The following is a 26,459-nucleotide window of genomic DNA, read 5'->3' on the forward strand; positions in this document are numbered from 1 at the left end:
CAGGACATGGATAGCGGACTCTATTCGGCGTATACGGCTTTGAGAACTCGCACGGAAGCGCTGGATCTTGCGGCGAACAATCTGGCGAATACGAGCACTGCAGGCTTTCATGCCGGGCGTGCGTCGTTTCAAGGTGTGTTGGCGGAAGCCTCAGACGCTATGGGATCGCAGGTCGGTACGGCGGTGAATAGCCAGACGCTGCTGATGGGGCACCATGTGAGCGAGGTGCAGGGTGTGATTGCTCCAACGGGCAATCCTCTGGATGTGGCGATCAAGGGCACGGGGTACTTCACGGTAAAGACGGCGCAGGGAACACGCTACACGCGCGATGGTCAGTTTCAGATCGATGGCAAGGGTGTGCTGACCACCAAGCAGGGTGACGCTGTTCTGAACGCACAGGGTTCCGTAATTACTGTGCCGTCGGGAGATGTGCGCATCGCTGCGGATGGGGCTGTATCCGTCGCGACGCAGGATGGCAGTGCGGTTGTGGGCCAGATCGGAGTGATGGATCTTGGCTCCGGCGGAGCGGTGGAAGCCGAGAGTGCTGGGATGTATCGCGCGGCGGATGGGGTCACTCCCAAAGTTGCCGTGGATACCACGTTGCAACAGGGCGCGGTGGAAGGTGCGAACCAGAATGCCGTGCAGGGGACGGTTCAACTGCTCACGATTCAACGGCAGGCAGAGATGATGCAGCGCTCGTTGAGCGTGTTCTACAACGACTTCGATAAGACGGCCAGTGAAGAGCTGGCACGTGTGTAACGCCACGCGAGACAAGGAGCAGGAATGATCAGGGCACTTTACACTGCGGCAAGCGGCATGAACGCGCAACAACAGAACCTGGATACCGTTGCCAACAATCTGGCGAACTCTGCGACTGCTGGTTTTCGTAAACGGCGCATGGAGTTTCAGGACATGATCTACCAGAATCTTGTCACTCCTGGCGCAGCCTCCAGCACGTCTACGGCTTCGGCCGGCTTGCAGATCGGTCTCGGAACACGGACGGCTGCTTCCGAGGTGATTCAGACGCAAGGCAGCCTGACGCAGACGGACAATACGCTGGATGTAGCGATCCAGGGCGCTGGTTTTTTTCAAGTAACGATGCCTGATGGAACGACGGCGTACACGCGTGCAGGCAGCTTTCATTTGAACAACCAGGGCACCATTGTCACGGCGGATGGCAACCCTGTGACGCCGTCGATCACCGTTCCTTCGAACGCGACGAGCGTGTCGATCTCACAATATGGCATGGTCTCCGCCGTGCTGCCTGGGCAGACGTCGTCGACGCAGCTTGGCCAGATTACGCTGGCGACCTTTACCAACTCTGGTGGGTTGAGCGCGTTGGGAAGCAATCTGTTTCAGCAGACGTCGGCTTCCGGCAATGCGATTACGGATGTGCCCGGTGGATCGACTGGGCTTGGAACGTTGCAGCAGGGATATCTGGAGAACTCGAACGTCGATGTGACGGAAGAGTTTGTGCAGATGATTGTGGCGCAGCGCGCGTATGAGTCGAACAGCAAGGTGATTCATGTCGCGGACGATATGTACCAGCAGATCAACGGTCTGGTGCGCTAATGCGACGCTTCGTATTGCTTGCTTCCTTTAGTGTTGCGATGCCGATGCTGGCGCTGCCTTTGCCCGGCGTGGGATGCGCGCCGACGGCAGAAGCTGCTGTGGCGCGGTTGCTGGACTCTGGCGTTGTCACCGATTCTTTACAACGCGAAGGGTTTCGGGTCGAGGCGGTCCGTGTAGACCCTCTTCGTGAGAAGGCGTACGCCATGGTGTCGAGCTGCGCGGAACGAGCAAAGCCGATGGTGGCGGTGTTACTGCCGGGCAGAACGTTTTCCCGAATGCGCGAGCAGAAGACGCCGCTGGTTCATGCAGGCGATGTAGTTGAGCTATCCGCTGGTGGAAGCGATTCGCAGGTTCGTTTGCAGGGACGCGCTGAGAGCGCAGGTGTTGCGGGCCAAGAGATTGTTGTGCGACTTAGTGGCTCATTGATGGGCGATTCGGGAGTTGGAGCACGGCTGCGTTGCCGGGTTGTGAGCGCAGGTGTAGTAGAGGTGTTGCGATGAGTCGTGTGGCCGTGAAGTTCCATGCCTGGAGTGCGTTGCTATTGCTCTTGCTGGGTGCGATGGCTTTGCGTGCGGAGGTAAAGAAGTCGCCATCGAAGAGCTCGAACCTTGCCAGCAACACGTTGCAGGAGTATCTGCTGCGGGTGCGAGCGGAGAGTGCGAGTGAGCGCCCCGCGTCAGGATCGATTTGGTCGGATAGTGGTCGGTTGACACGCATGAGCGCGGACCCAAGAGCCAGTCGCCCGCATGACCTGATTTCAGTCGTCGTCAACGAAAATCTATCGGCGACGACGGACGGCACGGTGAAGAACTCACGCTCTTCGAGTGCAAACTCGGGCATAAGCGGGTTAATAGGCAAGCTTCACGCCGGGAACGCCCTGCAAAACCTCGTGACGCAAAACTCCTCTGCGGCGTTGAACGCAGCAGGCGACAGTGAGACAAGTTCGAGTTTGAATACGACGCTTGGTGGTGAGGTTGTCGAGGTGTTGCCGAACGGAATGCTGGTGATAGAAGCCGCGCGGCAGGTCGAGTTCAACCAGCAGACACAGACGATTCTGCTGCGGGGGCTTGTTCGCCCAGAAGATATTTCGCAAAGCAATCAGGTGCTGTCCACGGCGATCTCGAGCCTGGAGCTTGAGGTGAAGGGCAAGGGCATCATCAACGACTACACGCACAGGCAGAACGCTCTGGTGCGCTTTATTGAAAAGCTGCTGGTGTTTTAGGAGAGCCATGAGCAACGTTCGGGTATTCAGAGTCTGGGAGTATGCGGTGCTGCTAGCGCTGGGATTGGGTTGGCTTGCTGTGGCTCATGCGAGCGACGTTTCCACGCCAAAGCCTACACTGGCACGCGTGAAGGACATCGCCTCTGTTGATGGTGTGCGCGGCAACCAGCTTGTGGGCTACGGCATCGTTGTCGGTCTGCAGGGAACAGGGGACTCGCAGCAGACGACGTTTCCGGTCCAGACGCTGGCGGCAACATTGTTGCGCATGGGCGTGAGCGTTCCTCCTGCGGCGATCCGCGTGCAGAATATGGCCGCTGTCTTTATTGCAGCAGAGCTTCCGGAGTTTGCCGATTCGGGCGCAAAGGTAGATGTGACGGTCTCTTCTGCGGGGGATGCCAGAAGCCTGGAAGGCGGAATGCTGTTGATGACCGCGTTGTATGGCGCTGATGGCAAGATCTATGCCCAGGCACAGGGGCCGCTGGTGTTAGGCGGATACAGCGTGCAGGCGAACGGCTCGACGAAAACCGTGAATCACGCGACGACAGGCAGAATTCCATTGGGAGCGATGGTGGAACGTGCGGCCCCCACGGCGCTGGGGACGCGGAGAGACTTTATTCTTGCGCTGCATGAAGCGGACTTTCGTTCTGCCGAAGCGATGGCTGAAGCGATCAACTCGCAGGTCCCTGGGCTGGGCGCGCACGCTGTGGATAGTCGTCGGATTGAGCTTCATATCGCACCCGGAGTCGATGTGCCAGCAGCGCTAGCAAAGGTGGAGTCGGTTGAAGTGCCGTTCTATCCGAAGGCCCGTGTTGTGGTGAATGAGCGGACTGGCACGGTCGTGATTGGCGGCACGGTTGCGCTGCAGCCTGTGTCGATTCTGCACGGCGGATTGAGCGTGAATGTGGTCACCGATTTCCATGTCTCGCAACCGTCTCCGTTCAGCAGTGGTGGAGAGACGAAGGTTGTTCCGCAGTCGACGATTGAAGCTCGCGACAAGCCTGTCAATCGGATTGAATTGAAGCAGGGCGCGACGGTGGAAGAGTTGGTGCGAAACCTGCAGATGATCGGCGCGACGGCACGCGACGTGATCTCGATCCTGCAGGCGATGCGGGCTGCGGGTGCTCTGGAAGCCGAGATTCAGGTGCTGTAATGGATGGTCTTTCGATAGCGGAGCAAGCGTCGACGAATGGTACTGGTGGGTCGCAAGGCGCAGCACATACCGCTGCTTCGTCGGCTGCTGGCGCTAAGCATCACAAACTGGTGGACGCGGCGCAGCAGTTCGAAGCGGTATTTCTGAATGAAATGCTGAAGAGCAGCTTCAATGGCGAAGGTTCGGACAGCGAGGAAAGCTCGGGGCCGAATGGAACGATGAAGAGTCTGGGGACGGAAGCTGTGTCCAAGGCGATTGCTGCAGCGGGTGGTCTTGGAATTGCACGGCATATCGTGGACTCTGTCGAAGGGGAGCAGTCAAAACATGAGGCTGCGAAAAATCTTCAGACGACACTAAAGTTTGTTCAGGATTAGGACGATAGAGCTTGTAAGGAGATTCGCATGACGGGAATCAACAACTTGCAGAGCTTGTTTGGCGCGACGCAATCGTCGTCCACTGCGCTGGTCGATACGACGGCGACGAGAAGCGTGGCGACGGCACAGAGCACAACCGCGGTTGCCGGCAACGCACTGTCGGAGCAGGCTTCGACAGACCAGACGGTGGCGTTGAGCAGCGCAGGAAATGCATTGTCGCAAGTGGGCAAGGAGGACGACGTAAATACGGCGAAGGTGGCTCAGCTACAGGCTGCGATTGCTGCTGGAACCTACAACGTCTCGTCCTCGGATGTAGCCGACAAGATGATGCAGAGCATATTGAACGGAAGGTAAACGGAGATGTTGACACCGTTGTTGCAGTCTTCGATCGACGCGTTAAGCCGCCTGGATGCGGAGAAGCTCGAAGAGCTTTGCTCCGAGGCAGAGACGCTTGTCGCAGAACATCGCGAAGAAAGTTTGCAGGGCGCTGTCGAGGCCCGAGCGTTGAAACGGACGCTTTTTGAACTGTTGCGCACGACGGACGAAAACCTGCGTCTGTTGCGTGAACTTCGCGGTATGCGCGTGCAGGGAGTGGCGAGCGATGACGCCCCGAACGGAGGTCCCCAATGGGTTCGCTGATTGGACTGCTCGGGCTCTCACGTAACGCGCTTCAGGCCGATCAGTCTGCCATCAATGCCACGGCAAACAACATCGCGAACCAGAACACGGCTGGCTACACGAGGCAGGTGGTTAGCTTTACGGCCACCGATACGGTAAGCCTCAGCGGCGGAAGCGCGACCGGAACTTGGGTGTCGGAGTCGGCTACCTCGCAACGTTCGCGCGTGCTGGAGCAACGATTGCAGCAGGCGACGTCCACGTCGTCGGCTGCGACATCGCGTTTGGCCGCGCTGCAGTCGGTCGAAGCCAGCTTTGATATGTCCGCCACGGGCTCCAATGCGAGTTCCACCGAACTGGGCTCTGCTCTCGATGGCTTCTTCTCCTCGCTAACGGCGCTGTCCGCAAATCCCAGCGATACTGCAACACGCAGCGCGGTGCTTAGCGCCGCCTCCACGCTGGCAACGGCTTTTAACGATGCCGCGGACTCGATTACCGACGAGACTGCAACGCTGAATAGCGGGATCAAGACTGCAGCCAACCAGATCGACGCCCTGACAAGCCAAATCGCTACGCTCAATGGTGAGATCACCTCGCAGAACCCTGATAGCGATGCGGGCGCGCTGGAAGATCAGCGACAGCAGGCGCTTCAACAGCTTTCCCAGTTGGTCGGCGTGAGCACGACGACGACCGAGAGCAACGGACTTACCGTCACGCTTGCGAACGGCACAACGCTGGTCAGCGGCAAGACGTCCTACAGCGTTTCGACGACGACGGTCGATGGCAACGCGCAACTCGTCGCCGGGCAGCCGCCGACGATACAGAGCAACATCACCGGCGGCTCGATCGGCGGGATGCTGCAGGCGCGTGACAGCGATCTTCCTGGCATGTTGCAGCAGCTCGACGAGCTCGCGAACGCTGTCGGCACCGCCGTAAACACACAGAACGCAGCGGGTGTGACCGCAGGCGGATCCGCCGGGGCCGCGATCTTCTCGTTGCCGTCGTCGGTAAGCGGATCGGCTCGCGGCATCTCCGTGGCGTTGACCACGGTGGATGGCATTGCGACTGCGGGTAGTGGCGAAGGCGCACAGGGAACCACGAATGCTCTGGCGCTGGGCAAGCTTGGTTCTGCGGCGATGGTGAGCGGCGGTACGGCCACGGACTTCTATTCCAGCTTTATCGGCCAGTTGGGCACAGTCGTTTCATCGGCTACGACACAGGAGTCATCATCGAGTGCCGCCTTGACACAAGCGCAGACACAGCGCGACAGCTTGTCCGCCGTATCGCTCGATGAGGAAGCGACCGCTCTGACGCAGTATCAGCGTTCGTATGAAGCAGCTGCAAAGTTGTTTTCGATCGTGAACCAAATGCTGGCTTCGGCGATCAATCTCGGCACGCAAACCAGCGTGAGCTAAAGGAGAAAGCGATGCGTGTTGATCCGCTGTACCACCTGAACACGGCCAGCCAGCTCGGCCAACTCTCTGGCCAGGAGACGACGCTGACCTCGCAGCTTGCCAGCGGCCTGCGCGTGGCAAAGGCCTCGGACGATCCCACTGCTGCATCGACCAGCATTCGGCTCGGCAGCACGATTGCTCGCGATGACGCCTACGTGCAAGCTTCGACAGGAATTCAGAGCAAGCTGCAAGTGGCGGACTCAGCGTTGAGCTCCGTTGTGACGCAGATTACCTCGGCGGTGGCTCTCGCTGTGCAGGGGACGAACGGGACGCTGAATAGCGCGAATCTGCAGGCCATTTCGCAACAGCTTGCGGGGATTCGTGATGAAGTTGTCTCTTTGGCGAACACAAGTTACGCGGGCAACTACCTCTTTTCTGGAACGAGCAATACCCAGCCTTACTCAACGGAAACGAGCACCTCACCTGCGGTTTCGACGTACGCCGGTGATGCGAACCAGCAGTACACCATGGCGCCGGGTGGTCAGACGATGGTGACGTCGCTGGCTGGTTCTGCTGTCTTTTCGGCAAGTGGTGCGGACGTGCTGGGAAGCCTGAACCGCCTGATTGCGGACTTTGCCTCCGGCACAGCATCGTCCACCTCGGTGGATGATCTGAATGAACTTCGCAGCAGTTTGGACAACGTGACCTCGCAGCGCAGTGTGCTGGACGCTTCGCTTAACTCTCTGTCTCTGACGACGACCTACACCTCCACGGAGCAGACGAACCTGCAGGCTAGCCAGTCGACGTTAGTCGCTGCCGACTCTGCACAGGTTGCGACCAGTCTGAGCAACGTGGAAACGCAGCGGCAGGCGTTGCTGAGTGCCGCGACGATCGTTGGCAAAACCTCATTATTCGATTACATGCAATAGTTTTTGCAGCTTTCCTCCGCTCCTGGCCGTCTCATGCGGCATAAGGAGTTTTTGCAAAGCATGGGTGATTGGGTAAAGCTGAAGGCAGTCGACGGGCATGAGCTGGCGGCGTATGTAGCGCGTCCGGAAGGCGAAGTGCGGGGTGGAGTGGTCGTCGTGCAGGAGATTTTCGGCGTGAATTCGTCGATTCGCGGGGCCGCCGACTGGCTGGCAAGCGAAGGCTACGTGGCGATCGCTCCGGCAATCTTCGACCGCTACGAGCGCGGACTGGAACTGGGCTACGACGAAGAGAGCATGAAGAAGGCGTTCTCCATCTACCCGCAACTCGACCCGAATGTGACGTTGAAGGACATTGCGTCTGCGTTTGAGTTCGTTAAGGCGGAAGGCAAGGGAACTGCCGTTCTCGGCTTCTGCTACGGCGGCCTCATTGCCTGGCTTTCGGCGACGCGCGGCCCGGCCAACGGCTTCACCCCCACCTGCACGGTTGGTTATTACGCCGGCGGCGTCGGCAAAGTGGCTGCGGAAGAGACGCATTGCCCGGTGCTTCTGCACTTTGGCGCGGACGACGATCACATCGGCAAAGACCAGTTGGATGCCGTTCGCACGGCTCATCCCGATGTCATTCTCTTTGAGTACGAAGGCGCTGGACATGCGTTTGCCAATCCGAAGCGCCCGAGCTATGTGGCGGCTGCGGCAAAGCTGGCGGACGAGCGTTCGATCGCGTTTTTGCGTGAAAAAATCGGCTAGCACGGAAAGTGGCCGGGAAAGGCTTTTCTGCCCTCCCGGCCGCATCAAAAGCGGTGCATTTGGTGGGGCTAAACCGCGAAAAAGCACGGGTTGCGTGGTATCCTAACGTGAGTCACTGAGTGTAGTGGACTTGATATAGACATCTAGGAGTAACACCGCCGTGTTGGCAACTTCAAAGAAGAACGACATCATCAATAAATTCCGCACGCACGATTCGGACACCGGAAGCCCGGAAGTCCAGATCGCGATCCTTTCGGAGCGCATCGGCGAGCTGAACGAGCACTTCAAGCAGCACAAGAAGGACCATGGTTCGCGCCGTGGCATGCTCATGCTCGTCCACAAGCGCCGCCGCCTTCTGGATTACCTGAAGACGACGGACTCGGACCGCTACCGCGAAGTCATCGGCAAGCTGGGTATCCGCAAGTAACTTTCATTCGCCGGCACGGTGCGAAAGCATCGCCCCAGGAGTGCAGGATCGTTTGAATTTCGTTGCGATGATCGAGCAGCAGGGTTGGTTTCGACTGAGCCTGTTTGCCTCGCGCACGGCGAGCAGCCTACGCGCTCGTCGCAGCGGACTTGTATTCCTTTGTCAGCCCTAACCTAACAAGACCCCGACCGAATCTTTCGGCGGGGTCTTCGTTTTTAGCTGTTGAAGTTTTCGCAGCTGAAACGTGCAAAGCTTAGAGACAACCAAAGAGAAGAACGAAAAGGAAAACGCATGAAGCAGGAAGTGACAGTACAGCTTGCCGGTGGCAAGAGCATTACTTTCGAGACCGGACGCATTGCCAAGCAGGCAAGCGGTGCCGTGTACACCACGAGCGGCGATAACGCCGTGTTGGCAACAGCTGTAGCTGCAGCCGACCCCAAGGAAGGCATCGACTTCTTCCCGCTTACGGTCGAATACCGTGAGTTCACCTACGCTGGCGGACGCATCCCCGGTGGTTTCATCAAGCGTGAAGGCCGTCCGAGCGAGAAGGAGATCCTGACCTCGCGCCAGATCGATCGCCCGATCCGTCCTTTGTTCCCGGCAGGTTTCCGGAACGAGACGCAGGTCGTCGCATTCGTTTACTCGGCTGACAAGGAAAACGATCCCGACGTGCTTGGCCTCAACGGTGCAAGCTGCGCTCTCACGCTTTCGGACATCCCTTTCCAGGGCCCGATTGGTGCTGTGCGTATCGGCATCGTGAACGATGAGTTCATCGTGAACCCGACCTACGCTGAGCGCCTTGTGTCGACCCTGAACATCATGGTTGCCGGCACCAAGGCTGGCATCACGATGATCGAGTCCGGTGCGAAGGAAATCTCGGAAGACCGCGTCGTCGACGCGATTGAGTTCGCTCACGAGCAGATCAAGAAGATTGTTGCTGGTATAGAAGAGCTCGCCGCGAAGGCTGGCAAGACCAAGCGCGCAGTTGTCGCTCCTGAAATGGATGAGGCATACGCGAAGGCACTCGAGGCCAAGATTGGCGATCGTCTCAAGGACGCGCTGAACACCAAGAAGCATCCGAAGTTTGAGAGCTACGCCAAGGTCAAGGAGATCAAGGACGAGCTCAAGAAGGACCTCGCAGCAGACGATAAGGACGCAGCGAAGAAGCTTGGCACGTACTACGAAGGCCTTCGCGAGAAGATCTTCCGCGACCAGGTTCTCGACGAGCGTATCCGCCCGGATCACCGTCAGTTCGACGAGATCCGTGCGATCTCCATCGAACTCGGCGTGCTGCCCCGCGTTCATGGTTCAGCGATCTTCACCCGTGGCGAAACGCAGGCGCTTGTGTCGGCAACGCTCGGCACCAGCGACGACTCGCAGCGCATGGAGTCGTATGAAGGCGAGCAGAAGCGCGCGTTCATGCTGCACTACAACTTCCCGCCGTTCTCGGTTGGCGAAGTCGGCCGTATGACCGGTGTTGGTCGTCGCGAAATCGGCCACGGTGCGCTGGCATGGCGCGCGATTGAAGCCGTTCTTCCGGCTGAGTCGCCTTATGTTCTCCGCGTCGTCTCGGACATCCTCGAGTCAAACGGATCGTCGTCGATGGCGACTGTTTGCGGTGCATCGCTCTCGCTCATGCAGGCTGGCATCTCGCTCAAGGGCGCAGTGGCTGGCGTGGCGATGGGTCTCGTGATGGAAGGCGACAAGTACGCCATCCTGACCGACATCGCAGGCGCAGAAGATCACTACGGCGATATGGACTTCAAGGTCGCTGGTACGCGTAACGGCATCACGGCGCTGCAGATGGACATCAAGATCATGGGCATCACCGCCCAGATCATGCGCGAGGCGCTCGAGCAGGCCAAGCGTGGTCGCTTCCACATCCTCGACAAGATGGATGCTGCGATCGCTGCACCCAGCGAGCAGACCTCGAAGTACGCTCCTCGCATCCACACCATTCAGATCCCGACCGACAAGATCCGGGACCTCATCGGACCTGGCGGCAAGGTCATCCGCGGCATCGTGGAAGCTACGGGCGCCAAGATCGACGTCGAAGATACTGGCCGCGTAAACATCGCGTCCTCCGATCCCGACGGCCTCGCAAAGGCGATCCAGATGGTCTCCGACATTACGGCAGTGCCCGAAGTCGGCAAGACCTACCCTGGGTAAGGTTGTTCGTCTCGCAGAGTTCGGCGCATTCGTCGAAATCTTCCCGGGCACGGACGGCCTCCTGCACGTCTCCGAAATCGCAGAGCATCGCGTGAAGGAAGTGAAGGATGAGCTTCGCGAAGGCGATCAGGTCCTGGTAAAGGTCCTCGCCATCGAAGGCAACCGCGTCAAGTTGAGCCGCAAGGCGGTGCTCAAGGAGCAGCGCGCCAAGCTCGGCCTCTCGGAAGAGGAAGGCACAACCGCAGCACCGCGTCCTCAGCATGAGAACACCGTTGTGGTCGAAGGCGGAGACGACTTCGAAGATGACGATGATTTCGAAGGCGATGAGGAAGAGGGCGAGACGACCGAGAACGCTGGCGAGCAGTCGGCAGTCGAAGGTCAGCAGCCTGCAGGTGACCGTGCACGTCGTCGTCGCCGTCGTCCGGGTGGACGCCGTGGTGGCAACGGTGCTGGTAACGCCGGCGCAGCCAGCTAACTGCCTGAAAAAAAGAACACGAAAGGCCGCGCTACTTTGCGCGGCCTTTCGTGTTTCTGCGTCTAACGGGAAATAGATGCCGGAACGTGTACGCAGATCGCCCTGGAGCCGCTGGTGGCCCTTCGTTTGCCTTTGTGCTGCGGCTGCTTTGCGCTGGACGGCCGCAGACGGCATCCCTGCGTCCGTGCCCACTGCGCTGTCGATGGCAGTAGGGTTGGGCAGCGCCTGCCTCGTGGCGCTCACGCTGGCCACTTTGCGTGGAGAGCCTATGCTCTCTCGCGATGAGGCCACGGGCTCTGCGCTCGCTGGGGGCATGATGCTCTGCGGCCCCGCGCTCGGCCTGCTCGCTGGGCCGCATATGCTTGGCGGCGGCGCTCTGACCATATCTCTCGCTCTGGTGCCGGTGGTCATCGCGGTCGCTCGCCCTGCGTTTCACCGTGGCGAAGGCGCAGAGATGGCTGGACGAATGTGGCCGGGCATCGCTGCGGTGGCGGCTTTGCTGCTCCTGCTGCCGGAACCTACGCTCGACGGCGGCTACCGGATAGCGCTGCTGGTAGCCGCCCCCATCATTACCGGGGTCGGTGCCGTCTGGCTGCGGACACGTCATGGTTCTGCGACATGGCGAGCCGTCATGGCGTTACTTGTCCCCGCTGCCATCGCAGCGGCGCTCGCGCTGGCCCATCATGCTTCCTGGACGCGCACAACATGGCTTGCTGCCGCGTTTGACGGCGCTCTGGGCGGCCTTTCCGTGCTGACACTCTTCCGCGTCGGCGGCACACGCTGGTCAGCTCATTTTGAGCTGGTACCGTTACTTGTCATCCTGGAGAGTCTGCTCGTCATCCGCCCACACCTTGACCCTCGCTCTATGTGCGGAATCGTTCTACTGGGCATCGCCAGCGTCTTTTTGCTGTTGCCTCCGAGGCTGGAAGAGCCCATCGAGTTGGACGTGCCTCGCTGAATATCCCGGAGAGGAATCTTGCGTTCCTCTTGTCAGGTGGCGTTACACTCTGGGCAATGGCTGCGTCGATGTACATCGTTGTCGAAGGCGAAGATCCGGGGTTCGATATCTTCGTGAACGGGAGGGCTCTGGCTCGGCATGAGTCGGCTGTCGAGCGACTCGCGCTGGAGCTTGGCGTCAGACCGTTGCTCGAGTTCTTCTCTGCGGACGAACATTCGATGGCGCTGCTGATTGAAGAGGGGGCCGGGAACCCCGAGCTGCTCAAACGCCTGCCACCGACACAGTGGTATCGAGGCGAAGATGGACTTGGCACAGTGGACGCCCTGATCGTCTCGCTCGAAGAAGATCCCTACCAACTCGGCAGCGAGAGCGCGATGGTGCTGGGAGAGCTGCGGGAGTATCAGACGGTACTACGCAAGACCTCCGAGCGCGGATACCGTTGGCACCTCGCCGTAAGCTGGCGTTAGTTCACCGAAAGGTCGCCGTCAAAATCCACCACCAGCGCTCCCTGGACCACCTGCATCGAGTGGATCTTCAGGTTGTCCAGCCGAACGTCATAGCCTGTCGCCTCGGCTGATTTCTTGAGCAGTTGGCGGACGAGGTCTGCGGCGTTGATCTTCATCTGCTGCGGCAGCTTGTGCGTGAGGAATGGAATCAACAGAAAACTAAGCTCATGCGAGGCGCTGAGGCTGTCCACACGTGCGTCGCGAAAGCCAATGGACTCGCCCTCCGCCTGTGGGATCACGGAGACGTCCGCATCTGTCGTCAGGCCGACTCCAAGGCATGAGCCGAACATTCCCGTACCGAGTCGCGACTTTGTGCTGATGTGGATGACGATGCGATCATCCTTGAAGCTGACCTTCGGATCTTTGGCGTAGACGTAGCAGGGCTCACCGTCCTTGCCCTTGATGAAGTACTTGCCGTCCGGGCCGTTGAAGAGTTGCTGGTGGAGCGTGCGTTCCAGCGCCTGCGCCGAAATCTTGATTTCGATCGCATGGGCGCGGGCAGCGGTAGTGAGCAACAGCAGGAGCGCAAAGAAGACAGGGCGCAGCTTCATGAATTCAGCATACTGAATCTGCCGATTGGACGACTGTATGCTGATTGCGATATACAGGCTGCGCGATGAATCGGTCAGAGTGGTTGCTCCTTGTGTCAGTCCTGTTGAGCCCGGCGGCAGCCTGGGCGTCTAAACCTGTGGTGACGGTGGCGTCGGATGGTTCCGCGCAGTACCGCACTGTGCAAGCGGCCGTGGACGCGGCTCCAGAGGACGGCGGCGAGGTGATCCGTATCCAGCCGGGGACCTATCGAGAGAAGGTCTTCGTCGCAAAAAACGGTATTGAGTTCCGCGGACAGGGCAAAAAGCCCGAAGACACGCTCATCACCTGGGATGATTCGGCCGGCCGTGCTGGCGGCACAAACAAGAGCTACACGCTCGGTGTTACGGGCAATGATTTCATCGCCACCGACCTCACTATTGAGAACAACTTCGAGAAACTTCATGGTCGGACCGAGCAAGGCTCACAGGCCGTCGCTCTGATGGTCAGCGGCGACCGCGAACTCTTCCGCCATGTCCGCCTGCTTGGCTATCAGGACACGCTTTACGCACAGAGCAAGACTTGCCATAACTCGACAGACCCCACGGATCAGGCTTGCCAGGCCTCTCGGCAACTCTTTGAAGATTGCTACATCGCCGGGCACGTCGACTTCATCTTTGGCGACTCCAAAGCGGTTTTCAAGGACTGCGAACTCCACGCGATGCAGCACTTCGAAGTCATGCTGACCGCGCAGAGCAAAGTCTACCCGCTGGAAGACTCCGGCTACCTGTTTCTCAACACCACCGTAACCTCCGATCCCGGCGTCGGGCATATCTCGCTCGGACGTCCGTGGCGCGCCTATGCTCGGGTCTACTTCGTGAATACGAAGGTTGTGAAGCCAGCGGTCATCACCCCTGAAGGTTGGCGCGAGTGGAGCGGCAAGCTGGCAACGGCTGACTATGCCGAGTACAACACCGGCCCCGGCGATGATGTATCGAAGCGGCTGGCGCCGTCGCGGCAGTTGACCAAGGACGAAGTAAAGAAGCTCACAGTAAAAAACTGGCTGCCCGGATGGGACGCTGAGGCGGTGAAGTGATGCATCGAGCAAGCGCGATAGCTCTGGCAATAACTGCGGTGGCCTCAGTGGCCGCTGCACAGGACACACGCACCGTCACCGAGCCGCAAATTCCTGCGGCCTGCGTGACCCTGAAGGCTGCGCACACGTCTCCGTTGAAGCTGGAGGACGAGGCCAAGCTGGACACCGAGCGCTTGCAGAAGGCGATCGACGGCTGCAAAGGCGGAGCTGTCGAGCTTGCTGCGGAAGGAAGCAGCAAGGCGTTCGTTAGTGGGCCGATCAGGCTCAAGAGCAGCGTCACGCTTCTGGTGGACAAAGGGGTAACCCTCTTTGCCTCGCGCAACCCGCGTGACTACGACATTCAGCCAGGAATGTGTGGCATCAACGCTCCAAAGACGGGCTGTCTTCCGCTGATCTCCCTCAAGGGTGCGAGCAACGCTGGCATTATGGGGGACGGCATCATCGACGGCCGCGGCGCGGCGAAGATGATCCTCGACGGCAAGGAAGCGGACAAGAGTTGGTGGGACCTCGGCCACCTCGCCAAGACGACAGCACACCAGCAGGTGCCGCGCCTCATCATCGCCGACCACGCTGACAACTTCACGCTCTACCGCATCACGCTCCGCAACTCTCCCTTCTTCCACGTCACCTACTCCAACGGCGACGGCTTCACCGCCTGGGGCGTAAAGATCGACACTCCCTCCGATGCGCCGAATACCGACGGCATCGATCCCGGCGGCTCGAAGAACATCACGGTTACGCAGTCGTATATCCGCACCGGCGATGACAACATCGCGATCAAGGGCGGCAGTGAGATCACGAACATGACCGTCTCTCACAACCACTTTTACTCTGGCCACGGTATGTCGATAGGTTCCGAGACCAACGGTGGTGTCAGCAAGATCCGCGTTACCGACCTCTCGCTCGACGGCACAACGGCAGGCATCCGCATCAAGAGCCAGCAGGCTTACGGCGGTCACGTTCACGATGTCGTGTACGAAGATGTCTGCATCCGCAACTCGAAGAACCCGATTCAACTCGACACAAACTACTCCGCAAACCCCAAGCCGGGCAAAGGCCTGATTCCTGTCTTCGACGACATCACGCTGCGGAACGTGCGTGTCTACGGCGGCGGCAAGATTCAGTTCAACGGCTTCGACCACGAGCATCGCATCGGCATCACGCTCGATGGTGTGGTCCTGGATGATCCGGCGAAGTATAAGTTTGACGTTCGCCACGCCGACCTTACCTTTGGCCCGGGGCCGGTGAACTTCATGCCAGCAGGGGAAGACTCAACCGCTCGTGGCGCCGGTGGCAAAGGCAAGCTTGCCGAGTGCAACGACAAGTTCGTTCCGTTTCCGGTGATCAAGTAACGCCGAAACGGTGGCAACAACAGAAAGCCCCGGCAAATAGCCGGGGCTTTCTGTTGCTGCGAAATCGAATTAGTTCTGTGCGGTCTCTTCGGCGCTGGCACTGCCGGCCGAGGGAATGGAGTTGCTGGCCTGGTTTAGGCCGAGTGCGTTCAGCGCACGCGCGTCAGGCGTGTACTTCGTCTGCCAGCCATTGTCGGACTGCAGCTTCTGCATCGCAGCGATCGAGGTTGCGTCCCACTGTCCGCTAGGGGCGCCTGAGAGGTAGCCCTTCTTGATCAGCGCGGTCTGGATCTCCGAAGCACGGTCGCCATCCATCGAAGGCGTTGCCACATGGTGCACGCTGGCCGAAGACTTGTGGCTATGCGAGCTGGCATGGCGAATGTTCGCGGAGGCTCTGGAGCGGTGCGGATGGAGAGCAGCACTCGCAGGCAGACAGGTAGCTACAAGCAGGGCAGCAGCGGGGACGAAGGCGGACGCAAAACGCATCGTTGGCAGGTTCCTCTCGCGATGTCAGGGAACGGCAAGCTCCCAAGAACTTAATCCTAGTTCGAGGGATGCTATCGAACCAAACCCAGTGGTTGTCTTACAGGGTACATATGTGTAGACGAGCGAATCTTTGAAAGGCTGTGGATAAGTTTTCCATGGAATGAAAAAGCCCGGCAGGAATTTGCCGGGCTTTCTCTATACATATACGGCTCAGTAATTTACGGAAGCGTTCCACCGATGTAGGTGGCTCCTCCGCCCTGGATCTGTACGTTGTGGATGACGAAGACGACGTCGTCACCGGACTTGAGGCCGCTGACAACTCCGCGATACGAGCCGGAGTCCGTCACCGCATGGCGGTTGATCTCGGTGATCACCGATCCCTTGGTGAGGCCGATCTCGTCCGCAAAGCTGCCCGGGCGAACCGAGGTCACTACCACGCCGCCGCCCACCTTCAGCTTCGAAGCCAGGTTTGCGGGAACTTCCTGCACGGTAATGCCCAGCTTGCTCTGACCGGCATCGCTGTCGGGAGAGGCAGAGCTGCTGTCATCGCTCTTGCCCAGGTCGGCAAAGAGCTTCGCACGGTCGGCGATGCCGACTTCAGCGGTGTCCTTCTTGCCGTTCCGCAGGTAGCCAAGCTTCACCGTCGTTCCGGGGTGCCGCGCCGAGATGATGTTGACGAGGTCGTCGCCATCCTTCACCGGCTGTCCGTCTACCGAAACGATGACGTCACCAGCCTGCAGGCCAGCCTTCGAGGCTGGGCCGTTCGGGGTCACCATGGAGACCATGACGCCGCCGTTGGCAAAGCCATACATACGGCCTACAGCCGAGGACTGCGCTGCCTGGAACTGGATGCCGATAGAGCCACGGGTCACCTTGTGTTCCGGTCCAATCAGCATGTTGTACGTGCTGATCAGGATGTTCGACGGCATGGCAAAACCGACGCCCTCAGAGCCCATCGACTGGGTGTAGATAGCGGTGTTCATGCCAATCACTTCGCCAGCCATATCGACCAGCGGGCCACCCGAGTTGCCGGGGTTGATCGCTGCGTCTGTCTGGATAAAGCGCTGGAACTGGTTGGTTGCAACGCCGCTTGCGCTGGCTTCGTCGATGCTGCGGTTCTTCGCCGAAACGATACCGGCAGAAACCGTGTGGGACAGGCCGAACGGGCTACCGATTGCGAGTACCCAATCGCCAACCTGCGTGCCTTCCGAGTTGCCGAGCTTCACGGTCGGCAACGTCAGACCCTTGGGGTCGATCTTGATGACCGCAATATCGGTGTCCTTGTCGGTTCCAACAACGGTCGCCGGACGGCCCGGATCAAGAGGGTTGTCAGGATCGGTCGAGAGCTTCACATAGATGTGGTCAGCCTTGTCGACAACGTGGTTGTTGGTCAGGATGTAGCCACGCGGGTCAACGATAAAGCCTGAGCCGAGGGCGCGACGGGCAACGTTGTTTGCGTTGTCATCTCCGCCCATGCCACCGCCGCCACCGAAGAACTTATTGAAGAAGTCCTGCATGTCGCCTTGCTGGTCGGAGTTGTCGCCATCGTCACCACCGCGACGGTTGCGCTTCACGTTTGCCTTGGGCAGAGACTCGGTGTTGATGTTGACCACCGCAGGTCCAACCTGCTTCACGATCTGGGAGAAGCCGTTCGAAAGCGAAACGGGAGAGGGAATCGTCAGCGGACGAGCATCCGTGCTGTCGACCTTCTGTTTTTCCATGCCGTGAACGCGGCCTGTCAAAACTGAGCCGGCAAGAATGCCGACGGAAAGGGCTCCCAGCACGGTAAACGTGGTGGTGAGTCGCCCGGACCGGATGTTGGTCCACAAACCTTGAGCGTAATGCTTCGGTGATGACATCAGTATGTTTTTCCTCGTTCTCGTTGGAGATCGAAACCGTCCCTGGCGGATGCTTCCGCCAGCCGATTGTTTGCCACTCGAATAGACGCTGTTCAGAGCAAAAGGTATCTTTGGCCCGAAAGTTGCCCTGTGGATCGCTGCAGAAGAGCCTGTCTCTCCCTCAACGTTCAGCCGTGGGTAGGATACCGCCGTTTGGCGTGGAGGTGGCGGCCACAAGCTCCGAAACGAGAATGCCGGCAAGAATCAGCGTCGCCCCTGCAATCGTCCTATGGCTGAGATGCTCCCCCAGAAACAGCATCGAAAAAAGCCACGCAAACACCGGTTCCAGCGTAAGAATGAGCGCCGTATGCGTCGCCGAAAGATGCTGCTGTGCCCAGCTCTGAATGGTGAAAGCCGCCGCGGTTGCGAGCAGTGCCGTTACCGCCAGAGCCACCAGCACAGTTGGAGTCAGCGCGATATGCGCGTGGCCTCCCAGAGGCAGAGTCAACACCATCGTCAGCGCGCAGAAGCCGATCTGCAACGTACCAAGCCGCTGCGCCGACACCTGGGACGCGGTACGGGACAGCGTCAGCAGATGCAACGCAAATGCCGCCGCGCACGCGAGCGTCAACGCCTCGCCAAGGTGGATTCCCGAGAGCAGTGCCATGCCCGAACCCGGTGGCGTCGTCAGCAGCACCAAGCCGAGAAAGGCAATCGCCGCCCCGGCAAATGCGGGCCATCCAGGCTTGCGCTGTCCGGTAGGCAGCACTCCCGGAATCGCAGAGAAAAGTGGCACAAACACGACGACCAGCCCGGTCAGAAACGCCGAAACTGAGGCCGTTGTATGTGCCAGTCCTGAGGTCTGAAGCTGATACCCGAGACCGAGGAAGAAGCCCGCTGCAGCCCCAGCCCTCATATCCCGGCGGTTGATCCCACCCAGACTCCGGTAATTCACGACCGCCAGCACGGCGGACGCGAGAGTCATGCGGACGAGGTTGAACGCCAGGGGCGTGCTGTCCCGCAGCGCCAGCTTCACCAGCGCAAACGTTGTGCCCCACACCAGCGTCACAAGAATCAGCAGGCCGTGCGCCATGCCGGAGGGATGCCGTCGCAGCAGGCTCACTCTGCGTTCACCGTGTCGCAGGTATCCAGCAGCAGAAGCAGAACGCGGCGTAGCGCCAGCGTCCGCTCAAACGGCGTGTACCACTCGTTCAGCGTATGAATGCCGCCGCCAATGCCTCCGGCACCGATCGCCAATGCCGGCACGCCCACGGAAAGTGGCAGATTGGCATCCGTTGAACCCAACCGCGAGTCCGTCACGAGCTGAAGGTGGCGATCCACCGCACGCAGGCTCAACGCCAGTTCGCTTTGTGCCGAAAGCACCCCGGCAGGGCGGTTGCCGATGCGTTCCGCGCTCAGATGCAGATCCTCCCAGCGAGCCATCACGCCTGTCAGTGTCTTCAGTACCGAAAGCTCCAGCCGGTCCAGCTCCATCGCTGCGGCGGAGCGCAGGTCAAGATCCGCGCTCGCCGAAGAGGGAATCGAGTTGACCGTCGTTCCACCGGAGATCGTACCGACGTTGAGCGTTGTCCGAGGATTCGCGGGCAGCTTGAGCTTCTGCAACTGTACGATCGCTTCCGCCAGCGCGACAATCGGGCTGGGGCGGTCAGCATCGGCCCAGGAGTGTCCGCCAGGCCCCGAGATCGTAATCCGTAGCCTTCGCCCGCCGAGCGCACGGTCGATCACCGTAGCCGTCCCCGCGCCCTCCAGAGCGATCGCCGCTCGAATCCGCTTTGCATAGGGCGATGGTCCGAAGAGTTCGCGCATGCCGCGCAGGTCTCCTTCTCCTTCTTCCCCCACGTTGGCGGCAAACAGAATCGTCGCCTCCGGGGTGATCTGGGCATGGCGCAGAGCGGCAGCCAGAGCGAGCAGGGCCGTAAGCCCCGCTGCATTGTCGGTCGCGCCGGGCGCTCGAAGCGTTCCGTCTTCATCTTCTTCGAGGGAAATCTCGGTATCCGCTGCAAAAACCGTATCGAGATGAGCCGAAAGCAGCACGATCTGCGCGGTTTTTCCTGGCAACTCCGCCAGAGCGTTGCCTGCATTGTCGAGATGCACGTTCGTCAGGCCGAGGTCGCGGAAACGCTCAAGAAACCACTGCGCTCGCAGACCTTCCTCAAAAGTTGGTGCCGGGATGCAGATCGCCTCGCGCTGCCAGCGCCGAATCTGTTGTTCGTGCAGATGCAGCCAGCCGAACGCAGCATGGACCGCCCGCTGCCCGGCAAGCAGGGTGATGCGGCGGTTTGCGGCGGCGTTTGCGGGGCTCAAGATGCCACCTCGTCATAATCCACCTGCACCAGAAACAGCCCGCGTGCCGGAGCCGTTGGCCCGGCAGCGGTACGGTCACGCGCAGCCAGAATCTTTGGCATCTCCGCAGCCGGAATAGCGCCTCTGCCCACATCGACAAACGTCCCAACAAGGTTCCGCACCATGTGGTGCAGGAATCCCGAGCCGTGAACGCGATAGACCAGCAGGCCGTCTTCGCGCGTCCACTCCGAGCGGTCGATTGTCTTTACGGGGTTCGGTCCGGAGCCTTCGCCATCCTCCCTACGTAGGGATTTGTCAGGATCGCTGGCGGCGAACGAGGTGAAATCGTGCCTGCCGAGCACCTGCGCGGCGGCCTCCTGCATTTGCTCCAGCGCAAGCGGCCAGTGGCAATCCCAGGCGTAGGGTGCGACAAACGGGGAGCAGGCTTGCTCGGCGGTAGGATTCTTCGATTCGATGCCGTTTCGACGCTCAAATATGCGGTACTCGTATGTCTTGCCCCGGGCCGAATGCCTGGCATGAAAGCTTTCAAGCGCCACCTCGGCCCGGATTACGCGGATGCTCGGAGGCAGGGCGCGGTTCAATGCTCGTTGCAGATTCTCCGCAGGTAAGGAGACGTTCAGCGGGAAGTTCACCACCTGCGCCAGTGCGTGGACGCCCGCATCCGTCCTGCCTGAACCCTGCGGACGCACGTTTTCGCCCGTAACGTGCTTGATTGCCTGCGACAGCGTGGCCTGCACCGTCGGCAAGCCGCCGGGCTGGACCTGCCAGCCATGAAAATGACTGCCATCGTAGCTAAGAGTGAGTTTCCAGTTCGGCATTAGTGATATCGTCGGGCGCAAAGCTTCACGTTTGATGGTACTGGCTGCAGACCGGTGCAAAGATATACTCAGTGGGACTTTGAAACGTTTTGCAGCCACATGTTGGAACTTCATACGGGGCTTGTCCGTATGTAGAAAGACAGCTCCCCATTTGGCAGCTTCCGGAGATGGTAGACGTGATGTTGAAGCATTTGCAGGCGGCGGCATGTGTCGCTCTAACCCTGGCGAGCACCGTGGCGCCGAGTGTGGCGCAACAGCCGCAGGGAACCCCAACGACGGCACAGGCCGGCGGTAAGATCAGCGCGACTGCGCCAGCGCAGGCTGCTGCCGTGCAGAACGATACGACCGGCGATCCCAATCTGCCGCAGGCTCCCGATCCGAAGCTCACGGAGCCTTTGTATCTGCGGCCTACGAACTCGGACTATACCGAGGGTTACCACTTTCTGCCGAATCCCGTGCGGGACTACACGCCGATCAACTACCCCGCGCCGCGCCTGGCAAATACTGCCGACCTGCACGATCTGCTGCGTGACGGCAAGATTTACCTGAGTCTTTCGGACGCTGTAACGCTCGCGCTTGAGAATAACTACGACATCGCCATCGCGCGTATCAACCTCGACATCGCAGACACGGATATTCTGCGCGCCCGCGCAGGCGCGACGCTGCGTGGCGTCTCGACCGGCTTGATCACGAACACGCTCGGCGGCACCACCTCCACGATCACCGGCGGCGGCGGCCCCGGCGGTACGACCACCTCTTCAGGCGGCTCAGGCTCGGGTGCTTCAGGACTCGTCCTGACAACCAACGGTGGTGGACCGACGCCTGAAACACTGGATCCAACGCTCAGTGGAACCGTCAGCTACGAAAGCGCGAACACCCCGCAGAGCACGACCGTGCTCACGGGTACAAACTCGCTGACCCAGAAAACCTTCACCTGGAATGCGGATTATGCGCAGGGCTTCCGGACTGGTACCTCTCTGGACGTGACGTTCGACAATTCGCGCGTCACTACAGATAGCCAACGCTCGATCTACAGCCCGTCCTACGCCACCAACTTCAAGGCCACAGTGACGCAGCACCTGCTACAGGGCTTTGGTCTCTGGTTGAACTCGCGCTTTATCGTGCAGGCGAAGAACAACCGCCGCATCACGGATTCGGCGTTCCGCCAGCAGGTGATCTACACGGTGGCACAGGTTGAGAGCATCTACTGGGCGCTCGTTTCGGCCTATGAAGATGTTCAGGCCAAGGAACGTGCTCTGCAGCAGTCCACGCAGCTTGCCAAGGACAACCGCAAGCAGTTGCAGATCGGCACGCTGGCACCGCTCGACATTGTGAACTCTGATTCCACGGTGGCGACGGACAAGCAGTCTCTCATCAGTTCGAAGTCCAACCTCGAGTACCAGCAGCTTCTGATGAAGCAGGCCATTGCGCGCAACCTGAACGAGCCGGAGTTATTGAACGCACCGGTCGTTCCTATGGACCGCGTCAGCCTCGAACGTCTGCCCGAAGAGGATATGCAGGTCGAAGACCTGGTTCGTCAGGCCTATGCCAACAACCCGCAGATTGAGCAGGCGGTGTTGAACATGAAGAACAACAAGATCACCATCCGCGCAGAGAAAAATGCTCTTCTGCCCACGGTGGATGCGTATGGTTCTTTTGCCGGTAGCGGATTGACCGGCGCACAGAACCCCTCGCTGAATTGCTCCACAAGCTACGCAAGCACAGACTTCGTTGCTTGCCCGTCGAACTACGCCCAGCAGCAAGGCGTTCCGTTGGGTGGATACGGTTCGGCGCTGTCGAATTCGTTCTCGAACAACTCGCCGGACTGGACCGTTGGCGTGAACGTGAGCATTCCGCTGCGTAACCGCGCGGCACAGGCTGATCAGGTTCGTTCGCAGATGGAGTATCGCCAGTCGCAGATGCGTTTGCAGCAGCTCTATACGCAGCTTCGCATTCAAATCGTCAACGCGATGTATGCGTTGAACAACGATCGTGCTTCGGTGCAGGCCTCGCAGACCGCGCGTGACTATCAGGCGCAGGCGCTTGAGGCAGAGCAGAAGAAGTACCGCCTCGGCGCTTCGACTACGGCGCTTGTTCTGGCGCAGGAACGCAGCTTGGCAACGGCAGAGAATACGCTGATTTCCTCCGACGCGGCCTACGCTAACGATCGTCTGCTGTTGAACGAACTGCTCGCGAATACGCTTGATCGTTACGGCATCACGCTGGACGACGCTGCGAAGGGCGCAATCACGCAGAAGCCCGTCGTTCCTGGGCTGACGGCTCCCAAGCCGCCGGCTCCGCCGAAGTCACTGACCGCAACTCCGGAGCCTGTGCAGCCTTAATCGCGCAGACAACGTAAGCTAAAAGACGACAGTTTCGAAAGGCCGCAGCCATGCTGCGGTCTTTCGCTTGCATGGAAAGAAGGGTTTCAAAGAATGAGCGAGCATCAGGGTAAGGAAAATGCACTGGCGAAGGCCGCCAGCGCGTATCTGCGGTCGGCACGGCATCAGCCGGTGAACTGGATGGAGTGGGGCCCGGAGGCCTTTGCTCGCGCCGCAGCGGAAGACAAGCCTGTGCTGCTCGATATCGGCGCCGTTTGGTGCCACTGGTGCCACGTCATGGACCGTGAAAGCTACGAAGACGCAAAGACCGCCGAGATGATCAACGAGTACTTTGTCGCTGTGAAAGTGGACCGCGACGAACGCCCCGACGTTGACGCACGCTATCAGGCGGCTGTCTCGGCCATTAGTGGCCAGGGCGGCTGGCCCCTCACCGCCTTCCTGACGCCGGATGGTCGTCCTTACTTTGGCGGAACGTACTTTCCTCCCGAGGACCGCTACGGTCGGCCCAGCTTCCAGCGCGTGCTCAGCACCATGTTCGATGCCTTCGACGATAAGCGCGATGAGGTGCTGGAGACCGCAGGCAGCGTGATGGCTGCGCTGGAGCACAACGAGAGCTTTTCCGGCCGCGCCAGTGGCGTGAACGGCGAGCTTGGCCGCGAGATCCTCGTCAAGCTTCTCAACGCTCCGCTGCAGCAGTTTGACGGCCGCAACGGCGGGTTTGGCTCGCAGCCGAAGTTTCCGCACTCTGGTGCCATCGATCTGTTGATTGACGCGGCCGCTCGTGGTGGAGTCATCGCCGACAACGCCGGCATGGTGGCCGAGGCAACGCTGCGCAAGATGGCTGCCGGTGGCATCTATGACCAGCTTGCTGGTGGCTTCCATCGTTACTCGGTCGACGAACGCTGGATCGTGCCGCACTTCGAGAAGATGGCGTACGACAACTCGGAGCTATTGAAGAACTACGCCCACGCCTTCGTTACCTTCGCCGATCCGGAGTACGCTCGCGTGGCCCGCGACATTGTGCGCTGGATGGACGAGTGGCTCTCCGATCGCGAACTGGGTGGTTTCTATGCTTCGCAGGACGCAGATGACTCGCTCGATGACGATGGCGACTACTTCACCTGGACTCGCGATGAGGCGAAAGCCGTGTTGTCCGACGAAGAGTTTGTCGCTGCCGCGGCGCACTTCAACCTTCGCCCTGTCGGGGATATGCATCACAACCCGCTGAAGAACGTTCTTCACGTTGTGCCCTCGAAGGCCAGCCCCGAAGTGCTGGAACGCGCTATCCAGAAGATGTACGCAGCACGGCTTCAGCGCAAGACTCCGTACGTGGACAAGACGATTTACAGCGGCTGGAACGGCATGTGCATCTCTGCCTATCTGGCAGCGGCCTCGGCTCTGAACGAACCCACGGTTAAAGCCTTTGCGCTGAAGTCGCTCGACCGCGTGCTCGAGACTGCCTGGAACGGCACTACGCTCGTACGCGTGATTGCCTATGGTGAGCAGGGTGGTAGCCCGCAACCAATCGCGGCGGTGCTGGAGGATTACGCGTTCGTCGCTCAGGCTGCGCTTGATGCTTACGAAGCCACCGGCGAGTTCCGTTACTACGAAGCGGCGAAGTCTCTCGCCGATGCCATGCTGGCGAAGTTTTACGACACCGAGGGCGGTGCGTTTTTCGATAGCGAGCTTCTGCCTGACGCCATCGGTGCATTGAGCACACGCCGTAAGCCGTTGCAGGACTCACCCACGCCCGCAGGCAACTCCACCGCAGCGAACGTCATGCTGCGTCTCGCAGAGCTAAGCGGAGAAACGGCCTATGAGCAGTCTGCGCGAGAAACGCTGGAGACCTTCGCCGGTGTCGTCGAACACTTCGGGCTTTACGCCTCCAGCTACGCACTCGCGTTGCGTCGAATGCTTGAAGGGCCGTTGCAGATCGCTATCGTTGGCAGCGGGGAAGCGGCTGCCGCACTGGCTCTTGCTGCAACGATGCGTTATGGCGCGAATAAGAGCGTCCTGCGTTTTACGCGAGAGCAGATGGCAAAGCTTCCTGCGGCATTAGCCGAGACGTTGCCTCATCTGCCGGAGACAGGTGAGGCCGTAGCTCTCGTGTGCCGCGGTGGCTCCTGCGCGCCGCCCATCACCTCGCCTGAGGCGTTGCTGGACGAGCTCGACCGCTAGCTGCCTAGCTCGCGGTTCATGGCTGGAGGAGCGGTCGGATCGGTCTGCACGAGCAGCGTGCTCGTGGTGGTGCTGAAGGAGATCTGTTCTTTCGAGAAAGCAAGCAGGATGCGGCGGCGTAGCTCTCGGAGCACGCCGTCGCGCTGATTGGCGCGAACCCGAATGCTGATCGGATAGACGACTTCGTGCCCAATGATCTTGTCGACGCCCACCACGGTCGGATCGGCGATCACAATGTCCTTGAGCTTCTCATCTTCGCGAATGTCCGACGTCAGTTGCTTCAGTACAGACATCACATGGTCGGGATTTTCCTTGGTGTCGACTGAGATGTTCAGAGTCGCTACGGAGAAGTCGCGAGAGAGGTTTGAGACTGTTGTGATCTGTGAGTTGGGAATGATGTACAGCGTGCCATCACCGTCGCGCAGTTTGGTGATGCGCAGCGTGAAATCTTCGACCGTGCCGGATAGGCTGGAGAGCTTCACGGAATCGCCAACGCTGTACTGGTCTTCGACGAGCACAAAGATGCCGTTCAGCACGTCTTTGAAGATGGACTGGGCGCCAAAGGAGATGCCCAGGCCAATCACGCCTGCCGAAGCGATGAACGGTCCCAGTGGAACGCCAATCGCTCCCAGACTCTGGATGAAGACGTAAGCGCAGATGAGCCCGTAGGACGTGGCTCGGATGATGCCGGCGATCGTACGCAGCTGTGCGGAGCGCTGGGCATTGCCCACCTGTGCGTCGGCGCGCTTCCGTATGCGCGAAACGAAGAGCCGGACAAGTGACCAGGCGATGAACGCAAGGATCAGTGAGACGATAATTTTGGGCAGCCCGGTTTCCACGAAATCGACCAGAGCGTTATGCCATTCCGTTACGACAGAGTGCAGCGTGTGTTGGTCCTGGGGAAGGGTAGGTAGTTTCGAAAGTGCTGGAAGCATCATGCTGTGACTCTCTCGGCCCG

General features: G+C 59.9%; 25 protein-coding genes and 1 pseudogene. 19 read left to right on the forward strand and 7 right to left on the reverse strand.

Going from position 1 to position 26,459, the window contains the following annotated elements; all coding sequences use genetic code 11:
* Positions 1–6: 6 nt before the first annotated feature.
* The 15 genes and pseudogenes from PW792_07195 to PW792_07265 all read left to right on the forward strand — a co-directional run bounded on the left by PW792_07195 (position 7) and on the right by PW792_07265 (position 12,499).
* Positions 7–759 (forward strand): flagellar hook basal-body protein, encoded by a 753-nt coding sequence (locus PW792_07195; GenBank protein MDE1161718.1) that lies wholly within the window; start codon positions 7–9, stop codon positions 757–759.
* 24 nt (positions 760–783) lie between these two features.
* Positions 784–1,572, forward strand: coding sequence for a flagellar basal-body rod protein FlgG (flgG, locus tag PW792_07200; GenBank protein ID MDE1161719.1), 789 nt, complete (start codon positions 784–786; stop codon positions 1,570–1,572).
* The gene (locus tag PW792_07205; GenBank protein ID MDE1161720.1) at positions 1,572–2,072 is read left to right on the forward strand and encodes a flagella basal body P-ring formation protein FlgA; all 501 of its coding nucleotides are present in this window, start codon (positions 1,572–1,574) and stop codon (positions 2,070–2,072) included. Before flgG ends, PW792_07205 begins: the two co-directional genes overlap by 1 nt.
* Entirely contained in the window at positions 2,069–2,794 is a 726-nt protein-coding gene (locus tag PW792_07210; GenBank protein ID MDE1161721.1) for a flagellar basal body L-ring protein FlgH, read from the forward strand. Before PW792_07205 ends, PW792_07210 begins: the two co-directional genes overlap by 4 nt.
* A 7-nt stretch (positions 2,795–2,801) precedes the next feature.
* The gene (locus tag PW792_07215) at positions 2,802–3,944 is read left to right on the forward strand and encodes a flagellar basal body P-ring protein FlgI (protein ID MDE1161722.1); all 1,143 of its coding nucleotides are present in this window, start codon (positions 2,802–2,804) and stop codon (positions 3,942–3,944) included.
* Entirely contained in the window at positions 3,944–4,318 is a 375-nt protein-coding gene (locus PW792_07220) for a hypothetical protein (GenBank protein ID MDE1161723.1), read from the forward strand. The genes PW792_07215 and PW792_07220 overlap by 1 nt, the downstream gene beginning before the upstream one ends.
* Before the next feature lie 27 nt (positions 4,319–4,345).
* On the forward strand, positions 4,346–4,672 hold the full coding sequence (gene flgM, locus PW792_07225) for a flagellar biosynthesis anti-sigma factor FlgM (protein MDE1161724.1): 327 nt from the start codon (positions 4,346–4,348) through the stop codon (positions 4,670–4,672).
* Positions 4,673–4,678: 6 nt separating this feature from the next.
* Positions 4,679–4,957: a hypothetical protein gene (locus tag PW792_07230; protein ID MDE1161725.1), complete on the forward strand. Its 279-nt coding sequence runs from the start codon at positions 4,679–4,681 to the stop codon at positions 4,955–4,957.
* On the forward strand, positions 4,945–6,348 hold the full coding sequence (flgK, locus tag PW792_07235) for a flagellar hook-associated protein FlgK (protein ID MDE1161726.1): 1,404 nt from the start codon (positions 4,945–4,947) through the stop codon (positions 6,346–6,348). Before PW792_07230 ends, flgK begins: the two co-directional genes overlap by 13 nt.
* A gap of 11 nt (positions 6,349–6,359) precedes the next feature.
* Entirely contained in the window at positions 6,360–7,256 is an 897-nt protein-coding gene (locus PW792_07240) for a flagellar hook-associated protein 3 (protein ID MDE1161727.1), read from the forward strand.
* A gap of 60 nt (positions 7,257–7,316) precedes the next feature.
* On the forward strand, positions 7,317–8,003 hold the full coding sequence (locus PW792_07245; protein ID MDE1161728.1) for a dienelactone hydrolase family protein: 687 nt from the start codon (positions 7,317–7,319) through the stop codon (positions 8,001–8,003).
* A gap of 160 nt (positions 8,004–8,163) precedes the next feature.
* A complete protein-coding gene (gene rpsO / locus PW792_07250; GenBank protein MDE1161729.1) occupies positions 8,164–8,430 on the forward strand; it encodes a 30S ribosomal protein S15 in 267 nt (88 codons plus the stop codon).
* Positions 8,431–8,721: 291 nt separating this feature from the next.
* Positions 8,722–11,074 (forward strand): annotated as a pseudogene (gene pnp / locus PW792_07255) (polyribonucleotide nucleotidyltransferase).
* Positions 11,075–11,342: 268 nt separating this feature from the next.
* Positions 11,343–12,032, forward strand: a complete 690-nt coding sequence (locus tag PW792_07260) for a hypothetical protein (protein MDE1161730.1) — start codon at positions 11,343–11,345, stop codon at positions 12,030–12,032.
* 56 nt (positions 12,033–12,088) lie between these two features.
* Positions 12,089–12,499, forward strand: coding sequence for a hypothetical protein (locus tag PW792_07265; protein ID MDE1161731.1), 411 nt, complete (start codon positions 12,089–12,091; stop codon positions 12,497–12,499).
* Here the strand turns inward: PW792_07265 and PW792_07270 are convergent.
* Positions 12,496–13,089, reverse strand: a complete 594-nt coding sequence (locus tag PW792_07270; protein MDE1161732.1) for a hypothetical protein — start codon at positions 13,087–13,089, stop codon at positions 12,496–12,498. The two genes, PW792_07265 and PW792_07270, sit on opposite strands and share 4 nt — an antisense overlap.
* Before the next feature lie 92 nt (positions 13,090–13,181).
* Here PW792_07270 and PW792_07275 point away from each other — a divergent pair, with 92 nt between their 5' ends.
* A complete protein-coding gene (locus PW792_07275; GenBank protein MDE1161733.1) occupies positions 13,182–14,162 on the forward strand; it encodes a pectinesterase family protein in 981 nt (326 codons plus the stop codon).
* Entirely contained in the window at positions 14,162–15,514 is a 1,353-nt protein-coding gene (locus tag PW792_07280) for a glycosyl hydrolase family 28 protein (GenBank protein ID MDE1161734.1), read from the forward strand. The genes PW792_07275 and PW792_07280 overlap by 1 nt, the downstream gene beginning before the upstream one ends.
* Before the next feature lie 69 nt (positions 15,515–15,583).
* Here the strand turns inward: PW792_07280 and PW792_07285 are convergent, their stop codons facing one another.
* From PW792_07285 to truA, 5 genes are all read right to left on the reverse strand, one after another.
* Positions 15,584–16,000 carry a peptidoglycan-binding domain-containing protein gene (locus tag PW792_07285; protein ID MDE1161735.1) on the reverse strand — a complete coding sequence of 139 codons (417 nt, stop codon included), beginning with the start codon at positions 15,998–16,000 and terminating at the stop codon, positions 15,584–15,586.
* 218 nt (positions 16,001–16,218) lie between these two features.
* Positions 16,219–17,859, reverse strand: coding sequence for a trypsin-like peptidase domain-containing protein (locus PW792_07290; protein ID MDE1161736.1), 1,641 nt, complete (start codon positions 17,857–17,859; stop codon positions 16,219–16,221).
* 160 nt (positions 17,860–18,019) lie between these two features.
* Positions 18,020–18,961, reverse strand: a complete 942-nt coding sequence (locus PW792_07295; GenBank protein MDE1161737.1) for a DMT family transporter — start codon at positions 18,959–18,961, stop codon at positions 18,020–18,022.
* Positions 18,958–20,163 carry a M20/M25/M40 family metallo-hydrolase gene (locus tag PW792_07300; GenBank protein MDE1161738.1) on the reverse strand — a complete coding sequence of 402 codons (1,206 nt, stop codon included), beginning with the start codon at positions 20,161–20,163 and terminating at the stop codon, positions 18,958–18,960. The genes PW792_07295 and PW792_07300 overlap by 4 nt, the downstream gene beginning before the upstream one ends.
* Positions 20,160–20,981: a tRNA pseudouridine(38-40) synthase TruA gene (gene truA, locus PW792_07305; GenBank protein MDE1161739.1), complete on the reverse strand. Its 822-nt coding sequence runs from the start codon at positions 20,979–20,981 to the stop codon at positions 20,160–20,162. Before truA ends, PW792_07300 begins: the two co-directional genes overlap by 4 nt.
* A gap of 179 nt (positions 20,982–21,160) precedes the next feature.
* On the opposite strand from truA, the gene PW792_07310 reads away from it, so the two are divergent.
* The gene (locus PW792_07310; protein MDE1161740.1) at positions 21,161–23,323 is read left to right on the forward strand and encodes a TolC family protein; all 2,163 of its coding nucleotides are present in this window, start codon (positions 21,161–21,163) and stop codon (positions 23,321–23,323) included.
* 93 nt (positions 23,324–23,416) lie between these two features.
* Positions 23,417–25,501: a thioredoxin domain-containing protein gene (locus tag PW792_07315; protein MDE1161741.1), complete on the forward strand. Its 2,085-nt coding sequence runs from the start codon at positions 23,417–23,419 to the stop codon at positions 25,499–25,501.
* Here PW792_07315 and PW792_07320 read toward each other — a convergent pair.
* Positions 25,498–26,439, reverse strand: a complete 942-nt coding sequence (locus PW792_07320) for a mechanosensitive ion channel (protein ID MDE1161742.1) — start codon at positions 26,437–26,439, stop codon at positions 25,498–25,500. The two genes, PW792_07315 and PW792_07320, sit on opposite strands and share 4 nt — an antisense overlap.
* Positions 26,440–26,459: the final 20 nt, after the last annotated feature.

Source organism: Acidobacteriaceae bacterium (assembly GCA_028283655.1).
Taxonomy (GTDB): Bacteria; Acidobacteriota; Terriglobia; order Terriglobales; family Acidobacteriaceae; genus Granulicella.